The sequence below is a fragment of the Actinoplanes sp. NPDC021490 genome, assembly GCF_055562135.1.
Genome location: NZ_JBVHFW010000008.1, coordinates 328,412 through 346,493, shown reverse-complemented (window position 1 = coordinate 346,493; position 18,082 = coordinate 328,412). Strand labels below are relative to the sequence as shown.

Here is an 18,082-nt window from a genome sequence, read left to right as displayed (position 1 = left end):
CAACCACGGCCGCACCTGTTGTCCCGCCGCCCCGCACGAGGTAGCCCTCCGGTGTGGTGCCCGCCCGGACAGCCGCTCCGTTTGTACTGTTCACAGCGTTTCGCCCGCCCTTAACACAAACTCGTCCCCGCACTACCTAGGAGGTACTAGAGACAACTGATCGGGGCTTTGGCAGTCTTGTCACATGACGCTTGTTGTCCGGGCGGTCGCCGCCACCGATCAGGGCCTGGTGCGGTCCAACAACGAGGACGCTGTCTTCGTCGGGAACCGGCTGCTCGTGGTTGCGGACGGCATGGGCGGGCTGCCCGCCGGCGAGCTGGCCAGCGACATCCTGGTGCAGTCGCTCAGCGTCGTCGACGCGGGCCCCGACACCGGCGAGCCGCTCCAAGACCTGATCTCCGCCCTCGAGACCGCCAACGGCCGGATCGAGGCCGCCGTGGCCGACGACGACGCCCGCGACGGCATGGGCACGACGGTCACCGCGATCCTGCTCTCCGGCGACCACGTGGCCGCCCTCAACGTCGGCGACTCCCGCTGCTACCTGGTCCGCGACGGCGAGATGACCCAGCTGACCCGCGACGACACCTACGTGCAGGCCCTGGTCGACCAGGGCGTCCTGACCGCCGCCGACGCCCGCCGCCACCCCCAGCGCGCGCTGGTCACCCAGGCCGTCCAGGGCGGCCCCTACCGCCCCGCGGGCCGCATGATCAGCATCAAGGAGGGCGACCGTTTCCTCCTGTGCAGCGACGGCCTGTCCGACTACGTCGAAGACAGCGTGATCGCCGAAACCCTGCTGACCAACGCCGACCGCAAAACCGCCGCCGCTGAACTGGTCCACCGAACCCTCGAAAACGGCGCCCCCGACAACGTCACGGTCATCGTCGCCGACATCACAGGCGAATAATCCGGCCAAACTCGTCCACGCTTCGACAACGTCACGGCCATTGGCCCCACCAACACAGGCGAACAATCCCGTACGCCTCGTCGACTCCCCCAGAAGCACCAGGCCAGAACCCCGCCTCCGGCGGCTGCCGCTGCGACCTCTCGTTCCCCTCATGGCCGTAGTGCACCCCCGGCCCAGCGGGTGGCCACGCTCTCCCAACCCGCTCATGGCAAGCCCTCCCAGCGCCAACCCGTGGCATCCCTCCCCACGCACTCACCGTGGCAGGCCCGCGCTCCCGCACCCACCCGTGACTGGCCCTTTCGAGCCCGAGAACGGGGTCACTTCGCCGGCGCGCCCGTGAAGCTGCGGGAACTTCGCCGGGCTGCCCACCGCTCCCCGCCCCGGCGCGGCCCGATCATCACTGCGCCGGGACTCGCCAGTCCGGGGGATCCGCCGGGTGCAGCGCGGAATCGTCCACCGAGAAGGTGATCACCGGGCCGGGCGGCGTGTCCGGCCCCTCGAAACGCACAGTGACCCGCCCCCGTCCGCTCCCCCAGACCCAGCCCGCTCCATGCTGCTCATGCCGCACGTCTTGACCAGGCCGCCACTCCCTGGGCGCAGTCCCTCGCTGATCGCGCCCCGGCCCAGCACCCGGTGACACCCCGGACGGTCTGTCACCCGGCATGGCACCGGACAGCTCAGCAAGCCCACCGCCGGGCCGCCCACCGGGCAAATCAGCCAACTCGACGCCGGATAAGTCACCCGGCCCGCCGACAGCCGTCGCCCCTACCAATTCGCTGGCATCGCCCACCGTGGCTTCGGACAGCGCGCCAGATCTGCCCCCATCCGGAAACCCGGACAAATCGGTAAAGTCACCGCTCGCCGTGAGACCGAATGAGTCACCGGCCGCCACACCGAACACGCCATTCGACTCACTCCCGACTGCCAAGCCAGACAAATCGCCGACCGCCGAGCCGGACAAATCGCCGATCGGCGCGGCGGGCAGGTCGGTGGCGAGCGCCGCGGCGAACAAGTCGTCCTGGACGAAGTCGGCGAGTGTGCTGACGCCCACGCCCAGCAGGCGGATGCCGGCGGACGTGTCGATGTCGGCCAGCAGCCGCCGGGCGAACTGGGCGACCAGGCGCGGGTCGTCGGTGGGCTGGGCCCGGGTCGCGGAACGGGTGATCGTCGTGAAGTCGTAGTGGCGGACCTTGAGGGTGATCGTGCGGGCCGACAGGCCTCCGGCGCGGAGCCGGCCGCCGACCCGGGCCGCGAGGAGGTCGATCTCGGCGTTGAGGCGGGCCCGGTCGGTGAGGTCGACCTCGAACGTCTCCTCGGCCGAGACCGATTTGGCCTCGCGCTCGCCCACGATCGGGCGGTCGTCGTCGGCCCGGGCCAGCCGGTAGAGCCCCGCGCCGTGGGCCTGCCCGAGCCAGTCGATCAGCTCGGGCAGCTCGACGCGGGCCAGGTCGCCGATGGTGTGCACCCGGGCCCGTCGGAGCCGTTCCATGGTCGCGGGCCCGACGCCGGGCAGCCGGGTCACCGGCAGGGGGTGCAGCAACGCCTGCTCTTGGCCCGGCGCGGCGATGGTCAGGCCGTCCGGCTTGTTCAGGTCGGAGCCGATCTTGGCTACGAGCTTCGAGGTGCCGAGACCGATCGAGGCCGTCACCCCGCCCGTGGCGGCCGCGATCGAGGCGCGGATCTCGTCGGCGAGCGCGGTCACCCCGGCCACGGACAGGTCGTGCCGCCCCGCGGCGGCCAGGTCGACGTAGGCCTCGTCGATCGAGACCTGCTCGACCAGCGGAGACACCTCGCCGAGCAGGGCCATGACGACTTCGCTGGTCTTGCGGTAGGCGGCGAACCTCGGCGCGAGAAACGCCGTGCCGGGCGGGCAGCGGCGCCGGGCCTCGGCGGTCGGCATCGCGGACCGGGCCCCGTAACGGCGGGCCTCGTACGACGCGGTCGCGACCACCCCACGCCCGGCCACCCCGCCCACGATGACCGGCCGGCCCCGCAGCGACACCTTGTCGCGCTGCTCGACGGCGGCGAACATCGCGTCGAGGTCGACGTGGGCGATGCTCGCCTCTCGCCTCACCACGGCCTCCATGCTCGTCCACCGATCACGCCCACCAGTGTCGCCCAGGGGTACGACAAGAACGGCCCGCAGGCAGCTCTGGAGTCGTCCGCGGATACGACAAGAACGGCCTGCGGGCGGATGCCTGCAGGCCGTTCGAGGTGGGGCTCTGGAGTTGTCCGGGCTTCGGGTCACGACCAGCGGAAGTACCGGGCGGCGAGGGCTCCGGCGATGACGGTCCAGCCGGCGAGGACGGCCAGGTGCAGTAGTGAGGGCCAGGATCCGGCGGTGGCGTCCTGCAGGGCCTGGACGCCGGCGCCGAGGGGGGTGAGGTCGCTGATGGTGCGCAGGGTGTCGTTCATGTTCTCCCGGGGCAGCCACAGTCCGGCGAAGAAGATGAGCGGGAAGAACACCAGGGAGCCGACCGCGGACGCGCTCTTCGACGACGGGGCGAGGGCGGCGACGAGCAGGCCGATGGCGAACATGGCCAGCGCCACCAGCAGGTAGGTGATCAGGTAGGCCGGGATCGCCCCGGGCAGGTCGATGTCGAAGGCCAGTTTGCCGATGGTGAGGATGACCAGCATGGTGATCAGGCTCATGATGGTGGCCATCAGCAGCTGCGCGCCGATCATCACGGCCGGCTTGACCGGAGTGGTGCGTAGCCGCCGCAGGATGCCTTTCTCCCGGTAGGAGGCGAACAGCTGGGACAGGCCGCTGAGGGAGAACAGGGCGATGCCCATGGACACCACGATCGGGATGTACACGTCGATCATCCGTAGCCCGTCGAGCTCGGGGACCGGTTCGCGCATGGTCGGGATCAGTCCGAGGATGACCAGCAGGAGGGGGGCGAACGCGACGGCGAAGAACACCACGATCGGCTCGCGCAGGAACAGTTTGGTCTCGGTGACGGTGAGCTTGGTCAGAGCAGACATGGCAAGTCTCGATTCTTCAAGAAAGGGGGGAGGCAGGTTCAGGCGTGGACGGGGCGGCCGGTCAACGCGACGAAGGCGTCGTCGAGGGTGGTCTGTTCGACGCGCAGGTCGCCGGCGGTGACCTGGTGGCGGGCCAGCACGGTGGTGACGGCGAGCAGCAGGTTCCCGGCGCCGGTGACGACCAGCTGGTGCCCGGCTCGTTCGACCGTGGACACCTCGGGCAGGGCCAGCAGCACGGCGTGGTCGATCGGCGCGGACGGCCGGAACCGGACCCGCTGGGTTTCGTCGACCTGGGACACCAGCCCGGCGGGGGTGTCCACGGCCACGACGCGGCCGGAGTCGATGACGGCGAGGCGGTCGCAGAGCCGTTCGGCTTCTTCCATGAAGTGGGTGACCAGCAGGATCGTCACGCCCCGGTCCCGGATGCTCTCGATGAGGTCCCAGGCGTCGCGGCGGGCTTGGGGGTCCAGGCCGGTGGTGACCTCGTCCAGGACGGCGACTTTGGGGTTGCCGATCAGGGCCAGCGCGATGGACAGGCGCTGTTTCTGCCCGCCGGACAGTTTGCGGTACTGGGCGTTGATCTTTCCGGTCAGGTTGAGGGAGTCGAGGAGTTCACGCCAGTCGGCCGGGTTGCGGTAGAAGGAGGCGTACAGCTGCATCGCCTCGCCGACCTTCAACTTGTCCGGCAGCTCCGATTCTTGCAGCTGAGCGCCGAGGACCTGCCGCAGTTCGCCGGTCTTGTCGTGCTGCGTGTCGATGCCGCACACGCTGATCGACCCGCCGTCGGCCTTACGCAGACCCTCGATGCACTCCACGGTGGTGGTCTTGCCGGCCCCGTTCGGGCCCAGGATCCCGAAGATCTCGCCCGGCTCGACGCTGAAGCTGACTCCGTTGACCGCGGTGTGGTCGCCGTAACGCTTGACCAGGTTGCTGACCTCGATGATTGCCATGTACAAAGTCTGGCCGCCGGCACCCCCACCTCGAATCGACTGCGTAGTTACGGGATTCACCGGCCCTGACGGACGCCCCGATCCACCGATCGGTTGATAGGGGTATCAGTCCGGGTCGGTGGAGGGCAGGTCACGCATGGTCCGCAGGGGGGAGAAGTAGATCCACAGCGCACCCAGGAGCGCGCCCACGGTGGCGATCCAGAGCGATTCCCGTACGCCGATGGTGGCCCCCAGCCCGCCGCCGATCAGCGCGCCGATCGGCCGAATTCCATAGTTGACGGTCCGCTTGAAGCCGGACACCACGGCCAGCATCGAGTGTGGTGTGGCCGCCGTCTGCGCGGAGCCGCCGGCAATGTCGAGGACCATGACGCCGAGCGCTCCGAAGAACTCGGCCGCGAACAGGGCCGCGAAGACGACCCATTGCGGGCCCTCGGCCAGCGGGACCAGGATCAGCGGGGCCGGGAAGAGGACGTAGCCGAGCAGCACGGCCGGCCCGATTCCGATGCGGCGGCTGAGCGGGCCGGTGATCGCGGCCCCGAGCAGGCCGCCGAACGCCCCCAGTCCGATGATCACGCCGAGGGTGCCGGGTGAGACGTGCAGCTCGGTGGTCGCGTAGAGGACGAACAGGGCCGCGAAGATGTAGTTGAACAGGTTGAGCGTGGTGGCGCCGAGCAGCAGCGCCCGCAGCACGGCGGAGCGGGCCACGAACCGTACGCCCGCAAGCATGCCTTTCCCCTCGGCCGGCGAGGCTGACTGATCCGGACCGTCGCCGACGTGGACCCGGGCCAGGAAGGCGGCCGAGGCCAGGTAGGTCAGCGCGTCGGCGACCAGCGCGATCGGGGCGGTCAGGGTCTGCACGAGCAGGCCGCCCAGGCTGGGACCGGCCACGTACGACGCCGCGCGGCTGCCGTTGATCAGCGTGTTGGCGTCCACGTAGTCGGGGCGGCGGACGAGCGCGCCGAACAGGCTGGCGTGGGCGACCTCGAACAGCACCGAGAACACGCCGACCAGGAACGACACGACGCACATGAGCGGCAGCGTGAGGAGTCCGGCCCACCACAGCACCGGCACGGTGAGCAGCAGGACCGCCCGGCTCACATCCGAGACGACCATGATGCGGAGCTTGTCGCGGCGGCGGTCGGCCCAGGCCCCGGCGGGCAGCGAGAAGAACAGGTTGGGCAGCAGGGCGGCCGCGGTCAGATAGCCCATCTGCGCCGGACCGGCGTCGACGGCGAGAACGGCCAGCAGCGGCACGGCGATGACGGTGATCTGGTCGCCGACGAGCGAGACGGTCTGCGCCGACCAGTAGCGCCGGAACGCGGCCTCCCGCAGCAGCCGCATCGGGCCGCTCCCCCGGGCGTCGACGGTGGCCGTCATCGCGCGCCGGCCGGTCCGCGGGGGATGGCGAGCTGGACGATCTGGATCGGGCGCGAGCCGGCGGGCCGGGCGGCGGGGTCGGTGGCCCGGTCGTCGAAGCGGGACGCCAGCGCCTGGATCTGCTCGGACAGCTCGATCAGCTCGTCCGCCGTGACGTGCACGAGGAGGTCGCCGAACCCGGCCGCGGCCCGCCACTCGACCGGCTCGTCGGCCCGGGCCGCCAGGTAGTCCTGGGCACGCTGCATGAACACCCCGAGCAGCACGCTGTTGAGCTGGTCGGTGGCCGCGCGCATGGCCGGGTCGTCGGAGTCGTCGTCCCACGAGGTCGTGGCGGCCGTCGCGCGCCAGGGCCGTTCCCGCGCGTCGGCCCCCGGGACGCGTTCGGCGAACCCGTATTTGGCCAGCTGGCGCAGGTGGAACGAGCAGTTCGGAACGTTGTCGTCGAGCGCGGCCGCGGCCTGGGTCGCCGTCATCGGCCCCTCGGAGCGTAAGAGCCCGATCAGCCGTACGCGCAAGGGGTGGGCATAGGCCCGGAGGGTACGCGGATCAGTGATCTTGAAGTCGTCCACCATTACTAGAGCATGCTTTAGAAAGAGTTCTCTAGCAAGTGGTTATCAGGGTCGGCGGCTCAGGGTCGAGCCAGGGCACTTCCGGATGCCGCGCGGCGCCGCCAGGGCCCACCATTGATGTATCAGGCCGAACGAGCCGCAGAATTGGGAGAACGAGACCACATGAACGCCGTGCACGACAGCATGTCCCGCCAGGGCCTCACCCGGCCGCGCGAGGGCCGGCTTTTCGCCGGTGTTTGCGCGGGACTGGCCCGCCGCTTCGGGATCGACCCGTGGCTGGCCCGCCTGCTCTTCGTCGTCATCCTGCTGGCCATCCCGGGCAGCCAGATCCTCGTCTACCCGATCCTCTGGATCGTGATGCCGTCGGAGAAGACCGAGTTCGTCAGCGCGTACCCGCCGGCCGCCTGACCCCCTGATCGACCCTTTCGCTGGAGAACGGCCCGCCTCGTGCGGGCCGTTTCTTCGTCAGCACCACCACCACCGCCACCAGGGCCGCCGCGACGACGACGACGAACGGCCAGGCGCCCAGCGACGCGACCGACGAGCTGAGCCAGCGCTGCACGACCGCGGCCGCGTTGATCACCGGGTCGGTGCCGGCCAGCCGCAGATTTCCGGCCAGGCGCAGCTCGTACCAGCCGTAGTAGGCCACGTAGAGCCCGCACACGACGAGGATCGCGCCGCCGACGCGCGGGACGGCCGCGAGCAGGCCACGGATCCGGCTGATCAGCGAGACCCGCACCAGCGCCACGGCCACGGCGGTCGCGCTCACCACCAGAGCCATTCCTCCCGCGTACGCGAGAAAGAGCAGGACGCCGGACCCGGTCGAACCCGCCCGCAGGCTCGACACCACGAGCGCCAGGAACGGCCCGACCGCGCAGCCCAGCGAGGCCACCGCGTACGCCATCCCGAAGAGCACGGTCGACCCGGTCGAGCCGGTCAGCGCGGGCGCGCGCACGGTGATCGACGGCAGGGATCGCCCGGCCAGCAGCCACACCCCGAGCGCGGCCAGCCCCAGGCCGAGCGCCACGGTCAGCCAGGGCAGGCGGGGTTGCAGCGCCCCGGCGATCGGCGTGAGCACCAGGCCGAACGCACCGAACACGACCGCGTACCCGAGGGCCAGCGCGGCGCCGGCCCGGAGCGCGCGCCCGACGGCTCGGACGGGCCGGCCCGGTTCGGCCGCGACCAGCACGGAAAGGTAGGCGGGCAGGAGCGCGAACCCGCACGGGTTGACCGCGCCGAGCATGCCGGCGGTCAGCGCGAGCAGCAGCTCCCCGCCCACGTCAGGCGACCAGCGACTTCACCTGGCGGGTCAGTTGCAGGTCGTCCAGATAGCCGGTGACCACGACCTTGCCCGCCCGGTCCAGGACCACGTACAGGCTCTGCTCGGTGATCTTGAACTTCTTCCAGATCTTGCCGGCGCCGTCGTCGAGGTGGGTCACGTTGCCGACCTCGAGATCGGCGACGAACTGGTGCATCTCCTTGTTGCCGCCCATGCCCGCGACGCCGAGGAACGACAGGCGGTCCCCGTACTCCTCCTGGAGATCGCGGACGCTCTGGGCCTCACTGGCGCAGGTGGCACACCAGGGCGCCCAGAACCACAGGATGGTGGGCTTGCCGGCCAGGGTCGTCGCGTCGAACGCCCGGCCGTCAAGAGTCTTGCCGCTGAACTCGAGGGACGCCGGGATCGTGACCGGTTTGTCGGCCTGGGCTTCCGGCGCGGCCGACGTGGCCGGCGCGGCGGCCGGCTCGACGAACGCCGACGACTCGGAGGGCGCGCTGCTGCACCCGGCGGCGAACAGCACCCCCGCCGCCGAGAGCAGCACAGCGCGCCGTCTCACTTGGTTCCCGCCTCGGTGAGTCGCAGGGCCAGGGCCGGGCAGACGTTGACGGCCTTGCGGGCGCCGTTCTCGAGCCACGGCGGCAGGGGCGTCTGCGGGAACGCCGGGAAGCCGTTCGCGTCGAGACGGATGATCTCGGGCGCGACGGCCGAGCAGAGCCCGTGCCCGTCGCAGCGTGACCAGTCCACCGCGAGCCGGCGCGCACCCTGTTCCGCCGTGTAGGGCAGCGGCAGGATCCCGCGGACGCTCTTGCCGCAGCCCTCGCCGTTGGTGTGCGCCTCGACGTCCTTGGCGAACACCTCGAGCGCGGACAGCGCGAACCGGGCCGTGCCGTCGGGGTGGCTGCAGGCGCCGCGGCCCTTGACCACACCGGCCGCCTGGCGCACGTTCTCGACCGCGTTACCGCCGAGCGACACCAGCGTGACCGCGCGGGCCAGGTCGGGCAGGCCCAGGCGGCACGGACCGCACTGACCGGCCGACTCGCCGGCCAGATATTGCACGACCTGGGAGACCTCGCCGAGCGGGCAGGTCTTGGAGCCGATCGGGATCAGCATGCCCGCGCCGAGCGTGCCGCCCACGCCCGCGAAGCCCTTGCGCGAGATGGTGACGGTCTGCGCGGCCTCGGCGGTGATCCACTTGCCGTGGTAACCGCCGACCAGCAGGCCCGGGCCGATGTCGGCGCCGCACATGTTGAGCACGTCCATCAGCGGCGTGCCGGTCGGCGCCTCGACCACGGCCGGGTTGGTGGCCGAGCCGCCCACGGTCAGCATGACCGTGCCCGGCTCCTCGGGGATGCCGACCGCGTTGTACTCCCACGGACCCAGCCGGGCCGCGATCGCGAGCTGCGAATACGTCTCGGCGTTGGACAGCAGCGTGGGCAGGCCCATGACGCCGTTGTCGCTGGAACGCACCTTGCGGCCGGGCGGGATGTGCGCCTCGCCGTTGATGCCGCGCACCAGCGCGCCGCCCTCGCCCGAGATGAACCGGTGCGGGACGGTGACGATGCGGGTCGGGCAGGGCATGCGCCGCTCGGCCAGGGCCGCGGTGATCGAGCTCTGGCCGATGCCGTCGTCGGCGATGCCGATGACGATCTCCTCCGCGTCGAGCGCGGCCGCGGCCAGGGCGGCGCCGTCGAGGATCAGGTGCGGCGCCCGGGTGAGCACCGCCTTGTCCTTCCACGACGGCGGTTCACCCTCGGTCGCGTTGACCACGATCACCGGCGGCAGCTCCTGCCGGCGGCACGAGTCGAGCACGGCGCGCACCTTGCGGGCGAACGGGAAGCCCGCGCCGCCCCGGCCGCGCAGTTCGATGCGGTCGGCCAGGCCGATCAGCTCACCGGAGGACAGCGCCGCGAACCCGCCGTGCACCTCCTGGTGCGCGAGCAGGTCGAGACGGCCGTACTCGTCGAAGCCCGCGGTGATCCGCGGAGTGCCGATCGAGGTGACCGGCGGAACCTGCGACGCGCTCAATTCGCTTCCCCTCGCAGCTGCGACCAGTAACCGTCGTCAGCCTCGTCCTCCGCCCGTCCGCGCCCACCGCGGCGGGCTCCCCGGCCCGCCTGAACGCGTCCGGAGTCCTGCTGTTCCCGCCGAGCGCGACGCGACGCCATGTCGACCAGGGTCGGCGTCTCGTCGGGCTCCAGATAATCGGGGTTGTCGGCGAGATCGACAAACCCGCTGCGGCTGTGCCGCCCCGAATCGGCGCCTGAGATGTCGGCGCCCCGGTCGCGCCGGACCCGGGGCGCATCCTCGGTCTCCCGGTCGTAACGGGATTCCGAACGCGAACGGCGTGGCGGAGGCGCGTCGTCGTCGTAGCGCCCGCGCTGGCGGGGCACCTCGTCGTAGCCGCCGGCGTGCCGGCTGGAACGCGGCGGCTCCTCGTAGAGCGGCATGTCACCCTGGCGGCGCGAGCGGGGCGCGGGCTCGTCCTCTTCGGCGTACCGGCGGCGGCGCGGGGCCGGCTCCTCGAAGCCGTCCATCTCGACACGGCGCATCCGCGTCTGGGTGTCCTCGAAGCCGTCCATCTCGACGCGGCGCATGCGGGTCTGGGTGTCGTCGAAGCCGTCCATCTCCACGCGGCGCATGCGCGTCTGGGTGTCCTCCAGGTCGGGACGCCGCATCCGGGTGTTCGTGTCCTCGATCTCGGGACGCCGCATCCGGGCACTGGTGTCCTCGAAGTCGGGGCGCCGCATCCGGGTGCTGGTGTCCTCGATCTCGGGACGCCGCATCCGCGTGCTCGTGTCCTCGATCTCGGCACGTCGCATCCGGGCGCTCGTGTCCTCCAGCTCGGGACGCCGCATCCGGGTGCTGGTGTCTTCGCCCGGGTAGCGGCGGCCGCGGGGCTCGTCGTACTCGATCTCGTCCTCGACCCGGCGGCCGCGGCCCCGGCGCTCGTCCTCGTCGTACCGCGGCATCATGCCGGTGGGCTCGTCGAACGCCTCCTCGGCGCGGCCCCGGCGCTGGCGCGGGGCGACCAGGTCGTCGGCGGGCGGCGGGGCGACGGGCGGAGCGGTGACCGGCGCCGGCTGGAACGTGTCGAGCACGGCGACCGGGCCGAGCCGCTCGGGCTCGACGGGGGCGGCCCGCTCACGGTCGCGGCGGCCGGGGCGGCGCATCGCCGGCGAGCTGGTGGGCACCAGCGAACCGACCGGCTTGAGGCCACCCGACGCGGCGGTCGAGGCGAAGTCCTTGCGGCGGTTGAGCGAGACCGACAGGCGGACGGCCAGGCCGACCAGCACACCGAGCACGCAGACGATGTAGCTGACGACGACCCAGGTGGCCGCGGGCCGACCGGCGCCGAGACCGTGCATCAGGGCGATCGGCCACATCAGGTAGGAGATGGAGTGGATGCCGCGCCACATCCAGGGGCTGCCGCGGCCGACGAACCGGGAGCGCGCGATGCCGGTCCACATCACCAGGATCATGATCAGGCCGGACATCGTGCCGAACCCGACCCACACCCTGTTGTCGCCGGGGTAGAGGAACGGGATGAACGCGTCGATCAGCGAGGCGTGGTTCTCGGTGACTTTGGTCCAGACGTGCACGAAGAGCGAGGCGACCGCGATCACGCCGGTGGTGCGGTGGGCCGATTGCAGAAGTACGCGCTGACGGATCGAGAGCACCAGCCGGTCGGTGGAGACCAGGCCGATCATGATCGTGATGGAGAGCGACACGAGCGTGATGACGCCCATGTAGAACTCCGCGTACATGAAGAAGTACACATAGCCGATGCGACCGGGCTTGGTCATCATCGCGACCGCCCAGATGGCGGCGATCACGCTTACGGCAAGGACCGCCACGGCGCCCCTGGAGGGCTCGCGCGTTCCGGTAGCTCCGACGTCGACGGCCACACGATTGGCGGATCGCTCGTTGTTCTTCGTCCGGGCCATAACTCCTCGTTCTCCGCAGCGGTCACGTCCCGTGGGCGGTGGGACGCAGGCATCCGTGGGGAATGCCCCCTGCATCACGTTGTTGCCGGGCAGCGATCGGCATCGGCCGGTCCCTGCCCATCCCCCAACTACGTGCCGCACGCGAGTTCGGATGAACGCCGGACGGTTCTTTTGTCGTGTACTTTCCAGCGACCCGGTCGAGATGGGCGCTGACCTGCGGAGACACGCCGGAGAAACAGCTGCCTAAGCGAAAAATAAGGCGTCACGGAGCAGTGACCCAGCGCACCCGGTGAACCTTTCGGCCCTCCGCTGCGAACCATCAACTGTGGCCTCAGTCCTGAAGGAGATGATCGGCATGCGACGTCTGACCCGAGGCGGGGCTCGAGTCAGCGGTGCCCTCGTCGCGATCGCGGTGGCGGCGGTGGCCTGGCCCTCGCCCGCGCGCGCCGACGTGCCGGGTTTCGAGGTGAAGGTCGGGCAGGCGCCGCAGACGTTCACGATCGGCCAGAACGCCCGCACGGTGACCGCCGTGGTCTCCACGGACCGCGGCCGCCGCTGCCTCAAGGTCCGGTGGGCGCTGGCCATCGAGACCAAGGGGGTCAGCCTCGATCAGGTCCGGGTCACCCGGGTGGAGAACGGCCAGTCCTTCGCCGTACGCGCGGGCGTGCAGGACGAGACGGCCACGGTGATCGACGAGCGGCTCGATCCGGGGCAGCTCTGCCAGGGGCGTACGGTGACCGGCCGCTGGGACATCGCGTTCACCGGTCCCGACGACGGTGAGGTGACCTTCCAGGCGCAGGCCTTCGACGCCACCGGCCGGCTGCTCAGCTCGACCGGCGCGCAGGCCCAGGTGGTCAGCCCGGTCGCGGCCGAACCGAGCGACAGCCCGTCGCCGACACCCTCGGCCACCCCGACCGAGGAACCGGTCGACGAACAGGAGCCCGTCGAGGAGGAGGCGCCGCCGCCGGCCGAGGCCGCCCCGTCTTCCGGCACGGCCGCCCTCAACCCGGCTTCCAGCAGCTCGAACGTGCTCGGCGTGGGTCTGATCGTCGGCGCGCTGATGGTCTTCCTCGGCGTCGGCATGCTTCTGCGGCTCCGTCTGCGCAACCGCCGCGGGACGGCCTTGACGGCCGACACGCAGATGTTGCCCACCGGTTTCGAGAGCATGCCCCGCAGGCGGCGGACTTAAGAGAGATCTGTAAATCCGTTCCACTCCCTTTAAGGTCCCCACGGCCTGGTCGCGCTAGGTTTATTACCAACAGCCCGCGAGCCATTACGTTCGGCACATATGCCGGAACGCCGATGTGGCTCGCTGCTTCGCTCGTGCATCTCGGCGGGTCCGACTCCCCGGGGGCCGGTCAGGGTGGGCACCTTGACCGCGACGGCGCCGGCCCGTTTCCGCCGGACGAAGTGGTGCGGATGAGCGGCTGGCTCTGCGCGTGGGGCGCGGGTCAGCCGCCGTCCGTCACTCTCCCGGCTCGGCGTCGGAGGCCGGCGACCCGCCGGGCCACTCCTGAGGGGCCGGGCCGAACGCGCGCCGGCCGGCCCGCACAGCCAGGGCCGCGAGGGCGGCGTTGGCGCCGCCACCGATCACCGCGCCGATGCCGAACGGAGCCACCCGGCCGAGGACGATGATCCCCTGCTTGGTCCCGTACTTGGTGACGAAGTGCCGGCCCAGGACCTTGTTGATCTGGCGCAGCGTCTCGGCCGGCACCTTGGCCACCACCTGACGCCCCCAGTGCTGCCCCGTACGCTCGGCGACCTTGGAGATCGTGGCGCTGCCGGATCCGCCGAGCATGATGCCCATGACGATCGTCCGGCGGCGTTCGATCTCGTCGATCGGAACGCCGTGGACCTCGGCGATCGAAAGCGCATAGAGGGCACTCAACTCCAGCGACGAGAAGAACTCACCGGCCGACAGCGCCAGGGCGACCCCCGTGCCGACCCCGGGCGCGGCCGCGGTGCCGCCCACCGCCGCCCCCGTCCCGGTCAGGGCGCTGACGTACATCCGCTCGAGATTGCGGATCACCTGCTCCGGTGTCGCCTCCGGGTTCCGCTGGCGGGCCCGGGCGATGTTCTTGTGCACCATCGCGGCCTGCAGGCCGATCGCCTTGTCCAGGACGTCGAGCATCCGCTGCCCGGTCGATTCGGGAACCGGTGCGTCGGGGGCGTCCGCTGCCATGCCTGAGAGCTCCTCGGTGTCGCGCCGGCGAATCAGCCACCATTCAAGCAGCCGACTCGATCTTGCGCGATGGCCTAGACCGTGTGCTCCACCCGGATGACTACCGCGCTGGCGTTGTCGCGGCCGCCCGCGCTCAGGGTGTCGTCGAGCAGGGCGTGCGCGGCCGCGCCGGGGTCGTCGGTGGCCAGGACCCGGGTCAGGTGCTCGTAGGTCAGCTGGTCGGAGACGCCGTCGGTGCAGAGCAGGTAGACGTCGCCGGGCTGCAGGGTCACGTTGAGCAGGTCCGGTTCGGGAGCGTCGGGGTGCCCGGCGTAGCGGGTCAGGCGGTAGCGCGCGGCGCGGGCCTCGTCGGAGTCGGCCGCGAACCAGCCGTGCAGGATGCCCAGCCAGGCGATCGTGTGGTCGACGGTCAGCAGGTCGAGCAGGCCGTCGCGCAGCCGGTAGGCCCGGGAGTCGCCCAGCTGCACGATCCAGGCCGACGCGCCGTCCGACGAGCCCGCCGCGACCAGGGCGGTCAGCGTGCAGCCGGCCAGCCCGTTCAGGGTGCGGCCGGCCCGGCGTACGGAATCCTGGGCCTGGAAAACCGCGGCCCGCAGCGCGGCCGCGTCGTCACCCACCGCGGCCTCGCGCACGAAGACCTCGACGGCCGTGCTGCCGGCCACCGTGCTGCCCGGCCCGTCGCCCATGCCGTCGGCCACCACCGCCAGCGGACCGCCCGGGTCGAGGTGCACTACGTCGTAGTTGGTGTCGTACCGCTCCCCCACGACACTGCCGGCCGCCGCGGTGAGGCGACGACCGGCAGTGGTCCAGGCGACCTTGGTGATTTCCACCTGTTCTTTCTAATACACCGGGCCCCGCTCCTCGTGGGTTAGAGCGGGGCCCGGCGGTCCTAATTACCCGTCGCTACAGCGCCGGGTAAGCGTTGGCCATCAGCTGGCGGAACTGAGCCGAGAACCAGGCGCCGGAGATCGGCGCGCCGGCCAGGGCACCGCTGAGGCTGTTGCCGTTGCGGGCGTTACCGGTGTAGGTCGGGTCGCACATCCGGTCGAAGCCCTTGCCCTCGTCGTTCGGGATCAGCGTGGAGGAGCCGTCCGACTCACCCGGGGGCTTGACCCAGACGTACGCGTCGATGCCGGCGGCCGGGGCCGCGGTCGGGCGCTCGCCCAGACCCGCACCGGACTGGTTGCACCAGTTGCCGGCGTGGATCCGGCGGTCGATGCGCGACTCGTTGACGAAGGTGTCGATCACGGTCGAGCTGCTGGCCGCGGTCGGGCGGGCCGAGCCCCCCCAGCCGTTGCGGCTGGTGTCGATCAGCATGCCGATGTTCGAGTTGAAGCCGATCGAGACCAGCTTGGTGCGGAACGCCTGGGCGAAGGTCAGCTCGTCGGTGTACTGGTTCCAGTCCACCCACTTCGACTGCCGGACGCTCTGGCCACCGACCGTGGTGGTCGGCTGCACGAACGGCTCACGCAGCGCGGAGTAGTTCGCCGTGTTGGTGATGAAGCCGTGCACGTTGTTGACGCTGCCGGAGGCGCGGGCGGCCTCGAGCATGATGTCGGCGGTGGGGCCGAAGTTCGAGTCCCAGCCGATCCAGCCGTGGTGCGCGGCGTCGACGTAGTTGTAGGTGTTGCCCAGCGCGCCGAGCTTGTTCAGGGCGTAACCGACACCCTGCACGTACCCGCCGTTGGCCTTCATCGTGTCGCAGGTCGCCGTGCCGCCGGCCTGACCGGAGGTGTTGGTGATCAGGTTCGGCAGCGAGTCGATCTCGATCACGTTGATGATCCGCAGGCTCGCGTACTTCGGGTCGGCCTCGATCGCGGCGATCGGGTCGATGTACTCCGCCTTGTAACGGGGCAGGTCGTTCGGACCGAGCTCACCGTTGGAGGCCAGCGCGGCGCAGTCCCGGCCGGGCAGGTTGTAGATCACGAACTGGATGTAGCCGGCGTTCTGCGTCAGGGCCGCGTCCAGGTGATCCCGTACGCCCATCGAGCCGTTGGAGCTGCTGCTGTCGGTGCCCTCGATCGCGGCGATCCGGTCCAGCCAGACGGCGGTCGGGTTGTTCGAGACCCGGTTGCCGCCGGGCTCGGCCTCGGCCTTCGCCTTCCACTCCGGGTTGACGTAGCCCTTCACACCCGCGTACGGGTTGTCGACCTTGACGCCGGCCGGCGGGGTCGTCGGCGGGGTGGTCGGGGGCGTGGTCGGCGGGGTGGTGGGCGGCGTCGTCGGCGGGGTGGTCACCGGGGGCGTCGTCGGGCCGGTCGCGCCGGTGCAGGCCACGCCGTTCAGCGAGAACGTGGTGGGCGCGGTGTTGGTGCCCGAGTAGCTTCCGTTGAAGCCGAAGTTCGCGCTGCCGTTGGTCGGAAGCGACGCCGACCAGGTGGGGTTGGTCGCCGTGACGTTCTGGCCGGACTGCGTGATCGTCGCGCTCCAGCCCTGGGTGATCTGCTGGTTCCCCGCGAACGACCAGGTCAGGCGCCAGCCGCCGGAAATCGGGTCACCGAGGTTGGTCACGTTGACCGTGCCGGTGAAGCCGGTGCTCCAGCTGTTGGCGGAATAGTCGACCCGGCAGCCGGCCGCGGCACTCGCACTGGTGGCGGCGAAAATGCCCACCCCCGTGACGAGCGACGCGGCGGCGGCCGCGGTCAGACCGCGGATGAGGACAGGTCTCATGTGGTGGCTCCTCGAGACATGCGCGGTGGCGCCCCAGGGCGCCGGGGGATCAACCGGGATATCGAGGGGCATCGCTCCCCGGCTGTTTCGACAGCATGACATGGGAGCGCTCCCACCGCAATCGCCTGTTAACAACGCGCACCCCTTGGGCCCATGCCGTATAACGGACGCGTGCACGTATATGAGCTGACCGAGGCGCTGTCCGAGGTTCCGGGGGTCGAGGTCACCATCAAGCGCGGTCTGCTCTGGGTGCACATCCCCGCAATCGGCGATACAGCCCAGCTCGCGCCGGACGACGTGATGACCGCCGAGTCCGTCTTCGTCCCGACCCGCGCCCCCGCCGTACAGCTCGACCTCAAACGCGGCCGCGAGGTCCTGCCGCTGATCGTGACCGTCGACGACATGGTGTTCACCCCCGTCTACGCCGACGACCTGGTCGAAAAGGGCGCCCACCGCCGCATCCCCGCGATGCCCAACCTGATCTCGTATTCGGAGATGCACCGCGACGTACGGGCCCTGGGCAAGGCCATCGACGACCCGGCCCTCGACCTCGAGCCGGAAACCCTGGCCGCCACCCTGCTCGCCCACCGCTGCTTCCTGGCCGGCGCCATGCGGGTCGGCCTCTGGCCCGTACGCGTCGCCGCCTGGTGGGAGTACGCCAACGCCCGGGTCGGCGGCCCGGCCGGCCTGGCCCCGCTGCGCTCCGACCCCGACTGGGACGACCTGATGGCCGACGTGACCGAGGCCCGCCGCCAGACGGCCGCACAGCCCGAGTCGTCGTCGATGCAGCCGTAGGTCCGCGCAGCCCTCGTCTGGCCGCACCCGACACCGTCGTCCTCGACTGCCACACGCACCCGCAACCGCGCTTACTCAGAGCCGCCTCCACGCCGCAACGCCAGACCGGTTCTTGGCTCTGTGACGCACGCCCGGGCAGGCCGGCCTCTGCTCTGCAACGCATCACGGAAGGCCGGCGCGCACGACGGACTTGCCGCCCTTCGGCCACCGCTCATACCACGTCGACACCGAACGGCGGCGGCTGTCCACAAACCCGAGTTGTCCACAGGCCTCGTCCGAAGATCGGCCCGGCTCGATAAAATGGTGGTGGTCGGGGGCCCCCGGTGGAGGGCGGGCCCCTGTGGTGCGCGCCAAGATCAGGGACGGGCGCGCGCCGGTACAGCACATACTCGCCGACGGCGGCCCGGCCCTGCGAGCTAACGCA

The 18,082-nt window shown here is 70.9% G+C and carries 16 protein-coding genes; 4 read left to right on the top strand and 12 right to left on the bottom strand.

Going from position 1 to position 18,082, the window contains the following annotated elements:
• Positions 1 to 184: 184 nt before the first annotated feature.
• Positions 185 to 904, top strand: a complete 720-nt coding sequence (locus ACZ3I4_RS23260) for a PP2C family protein-serine/threonine phosphatase (RefSeq protein ID WP_465384090.1) — start codon at positions 185 to 187, stop codon at positions 902 to 904.
• A 397-nt stretch (positions 905 to 1,301) separates the two neighbouring features.
• Here ACZ3I4_RS23260 and ACZ3I4_RS23255 read toward each other — a convergent pair whose 3' ends face one another.
• The 5 genes from ACZ3I4_RS23255 to ACZ3I4_RS23235 form a co-directional block, all read right to left on the bottom strand.
• Positions 1,302 to 2,981: a DNA polymerase IV gene (locus ACZ3I4_RS23255; RefSeq protein ID WP_465384089.1), complete on the bottom strand. Its 1,680-nt coding sequence runs from the start codon at positions 2,979 to 2,981 to the stop codon at positions 1,302 to 1,304.
• A 167-nt stretch (positions 2,982 to 3,148) separates the two neighbouring features.
• Positions 3,149 to 3,889, bottom strand: coding sequence for an ABC transporter permease (locus ACZ3I4_RS23250; protein ID WP_465384088.1), 741 nt, complete (start codon positions 3,887 to 3,889; stop codon positions 3,149 to 3,151).
• A gap of 38 nt (positions 3,890 to 3,927) precedes the next feature.
• Positions 3,928 to 4,839, bottom strand: a complete 912-nt coding sequence (locus ACZ3I4_RS23245) for an ABC transporter ATP-binding protein (RefSeq protein WP_465384087.1) — start codon at positions 4,837 to 4,839, stop codon at positions 3,928 to 3,930.
• Positions 4,840 to 4,944: 105 nt separating this feature from the next.
• Positions 4,945 to 6,180, bottom strand: coding sequence for an MFS transporter (locus ACZ3I4_RS23240; RefSeq protein ID WP_465384086.1), 1,236 nt, complete (start codon positions 6,178 to 6,180; stop codon positions 4,945 to 4,947).
• 32 nt (positions 6,181 to 6,212) lie between these two features.
• Positions 6,213 to 6,788 carry a winged helix-turn-helix domain-containing protein gene (locus ACZ3I4_RS23235; RefSeq protein WP_465384085.1) on the bottom strand — a complete coding sequence of 192 codons (576 nt, stop codon included), beginning with the start codon at positions 6,786 to 6,788 and terminating at the stop codon, positions 6,213 to 6,215.
• 159 nt (positions 6,789 to 6,947) lie between these two features.
• Between ACZ3I4_RS23235 and ACZ3I4_RS23230 the strand changes: the two genes are divergently transcribed.
• A complete protein-coding gene (locus tag ACZ3I4_RS23230) occupies positions 6,948 to 7,193 on the top strand; it encodes a PspC domain-containing protein (protein ID WP_465384084.1) in 246 nt (81 codons plus the stop codon).
• Here ACZ3I4_RS23230 and ACZ3I4_RS23225 read toward each other — a convergent pair.
• The 4 genes from ACZ3I4_RS23225 to ACZ3I4_RS23210 are packed head-to-tail and all read right to left on the bottom strand — an operon-like array spanning position 7,168 to position 11,921.
• Positions 7,168 to 8,064 (bottom strand): cytochrome c biogenesis CcdA family protein, encoded by an 897-nt coding sequence (locus ACZ3I4_RS23225; protein ID WP_465384083.1) that lies wholly within the window; start codon positions 8,062 to 8,064, stop codon positions 7,168 to 7,170. The genes ACZ3I4_RS23230 and ACZ3I4_RS23225 overlap by 26 nt on opposite strands.
• Position 8,065: 1 nt before the next feature.
• Positions 8,066 to 8,623: a TlpA family protein disulfide reductase gene (locus ACZ3I4_RS23220; protein ID WP_465384082.1), complete on the bottom strand. Its 558-nt coding sequence runs from the start codon at positions 8,621 to 8,623 to the stop codon at positions 8,066 to 8,068.
• The gene (locus tag ACZ3I4_RS23215; RefSeq protein ID WP_465384081.1) at positions 8,620 to 10,092 is read right to left on the bottom strand and encodes an NADH-ubiquinone oxidoreductase-F iron-sulfur binding region domain-containing protein; all 1,473 of its coding nucleotides are present in this window, start codon (positions 10,090 to 10,092) and stop codon (positions 8,620 to 8,622) included. The genes ACZ3I4_RS23220 and ACZ3I4_RS23215 overlap by 4 nt, the downstream gene beginning before the upstream one ends.
• Positions 10,089 to 11,921, bottom strand: a complete 1,833-nt coding sequence (locus ACZ3I4_RS23210) for a ferric reductase-like transmembrane domain-containing protein (RefSeq protein ID WP_465384080.1) — start codon at positions 11,919 to 11,921, stop codon at positions 10,089 to 10,091. Before ACZ3I4_RS23210 ends, ACZ3I4_RS23215 begins: the two co-directional genes overlap by 4 nt.
• 445 nt (positions 11,922 to 12,366) lie before the next feature.
• On the opposite strand from ACZ3I4_RS23210, the gene ACZ3I4_RS23205 reads away from it, so the two are divergent.
• A complete protein-coding gene (locus ACZ3I4_RS23205) occupies positions 12,367 to 13,200 on the top strand; it encodes a hypothetical protein (protein WP_465384079.1) in 834 nt (277 codons plus the stop codon).
• Positions 13,201 to 13,476: 276 nt separating this feature from the next.
• On the opposite strand, the gene ACZ3I4_RS23200 is transcribed toward ACZ3I4_RS23205, so the two are convergent.
• From ACZ3I4_RS23200 to ACZ3I4_RS23190, 3 genes are all read right to left on the bottom strand, one after another.
• Positions 13,477 to 14,193 carry a hypothetical protein gene (locus ACZ3I4_RS23200; protein WP_465384078.1) on the bottom strand — a complete coding sequence of 239 codons (717 nt, stop codon included), beginning with the start codon at positions 14,191 to 14,193 and terminating at the stop codon, positions 13,477 to 13,479.
• Between the two features lie 74 nt (positions 14,194 to 14,267).
• Positions 14,268 to 15,023: a PP2C family protein-serine/threonine phosphatase gene (locus ACZ3I4_RS23195; protein ID WP_465384077.1), complete on the bottom strand. Its 756-nt coding sequence runs from the start codon at positions 15,021 to 15,023 to the stop codon at positions 14,268 to 14,270.
• Positions 15,024 to 15,096: 73 nt separating this feature from the next.
• Positions 15,097 to 16,863, bottom strand: coding sequence for a glycoside hydrolase family 6 protein (locus ACZ3I4_RS23190; RefSeq protein ID WP_465384076.1), 1,767 nt, complete (start codon positions 16,861 to 16,863; stop codon positions 15,097 to 15,099).
• A 171-nt stretch (positions 16,864 to 17,034) separates the two neighbouring features.
• On the opposite strand from ACZ3I4_RS23190, the gene ACZ3I4_RS23185 reads away from it, so the two are divergent.
• Positions 17,035 to 17,658 (top strand): hypothetical protein, encoded by a 624-nt coding sequence (locus ACZ3I4_RS23185; protein ID WP_465384075.1) that lies wholly within the window; start codon positions 17,035 to 17,037, stop codon positions 17,656 to 17,658.
• Positions 17,659 to 18,082: the final 424 nt, after the last annotated feature.

What these genes read in the sequence shown, in the direction of transcription:
- ACZ3I4_RS23260 (WP_465384090.1), top strand. Translation starts at nt 185, where the DNA reads ATGACGCTTGTTGTCCGGGCGGTCGCCGCCACCGATCAGGGCCTGGTG.
- ACZ3I4_RS23250 (WP_465384088.1), bottom strand. Translation starts at nt 3,889, where the DNA reads ATGTCTGCTCTGACCAAGCTCACCGTCACCGAGACCAAACTGTTCCTG.
- ACZ3I4_RS23245 (WP_465384087.1), bottom strand. Translation starts at nt 4,839, where the DNA reads ATGGCAATCATCGAGGTCAGCAACCTGGTCAAGCGTTACGGCGACCAC.
- ACZ3I4_RS23240 (WP_465384086.1), bottom strand. Translation starts at nt 6,180, where the DNA reads ATGCGGCTGCTGCGGGAGGCCGCGTTCCGGCGCTACTGGTCGGCGCAG.
- ACZ3I4_RS23235 (WP_465384085.1), bottom strand. Translation starts at nt 6,788, where the DNA reads ATGGTGGACGACTTCAAGATCACTGATCCGCGTACCCTCCGGGCCTAT.
- ACZ3I4_RS23230 (WP_465384084.1), top strand. Translation starts at nt 6,948, where the DNA reads ATGAACGCCGTGCACGACAGCATGTCCCGCCAGGGCCTCACCCGGCCG.
- ACZ3I4_RS23205 (WP_465384079.1), top strand. Translation starts at nt 12,367, where the DNA reads ATGCGACGTCTGACCCGAGGCGGGGCTCGAGTCAGCGGTGCCCTCGTC.
- ACZ3I4_RS23200 (WP_465384078.1), bottom strand. Translation starts at nt 14,193, where the DNA reads ATGGCAGCGGACGCCCCCGACGCACCGGTTCCCGAATCGACCGGGCAG.
- ACZ3I4_RS23190 (WP_465384076.1), bottom strand. Translation starts at nt 16,863, where the DNA reads ATGAGACCTGTCCTCATCCGCGGTCTGACCGCGGCCGCCGCCGCGTCG.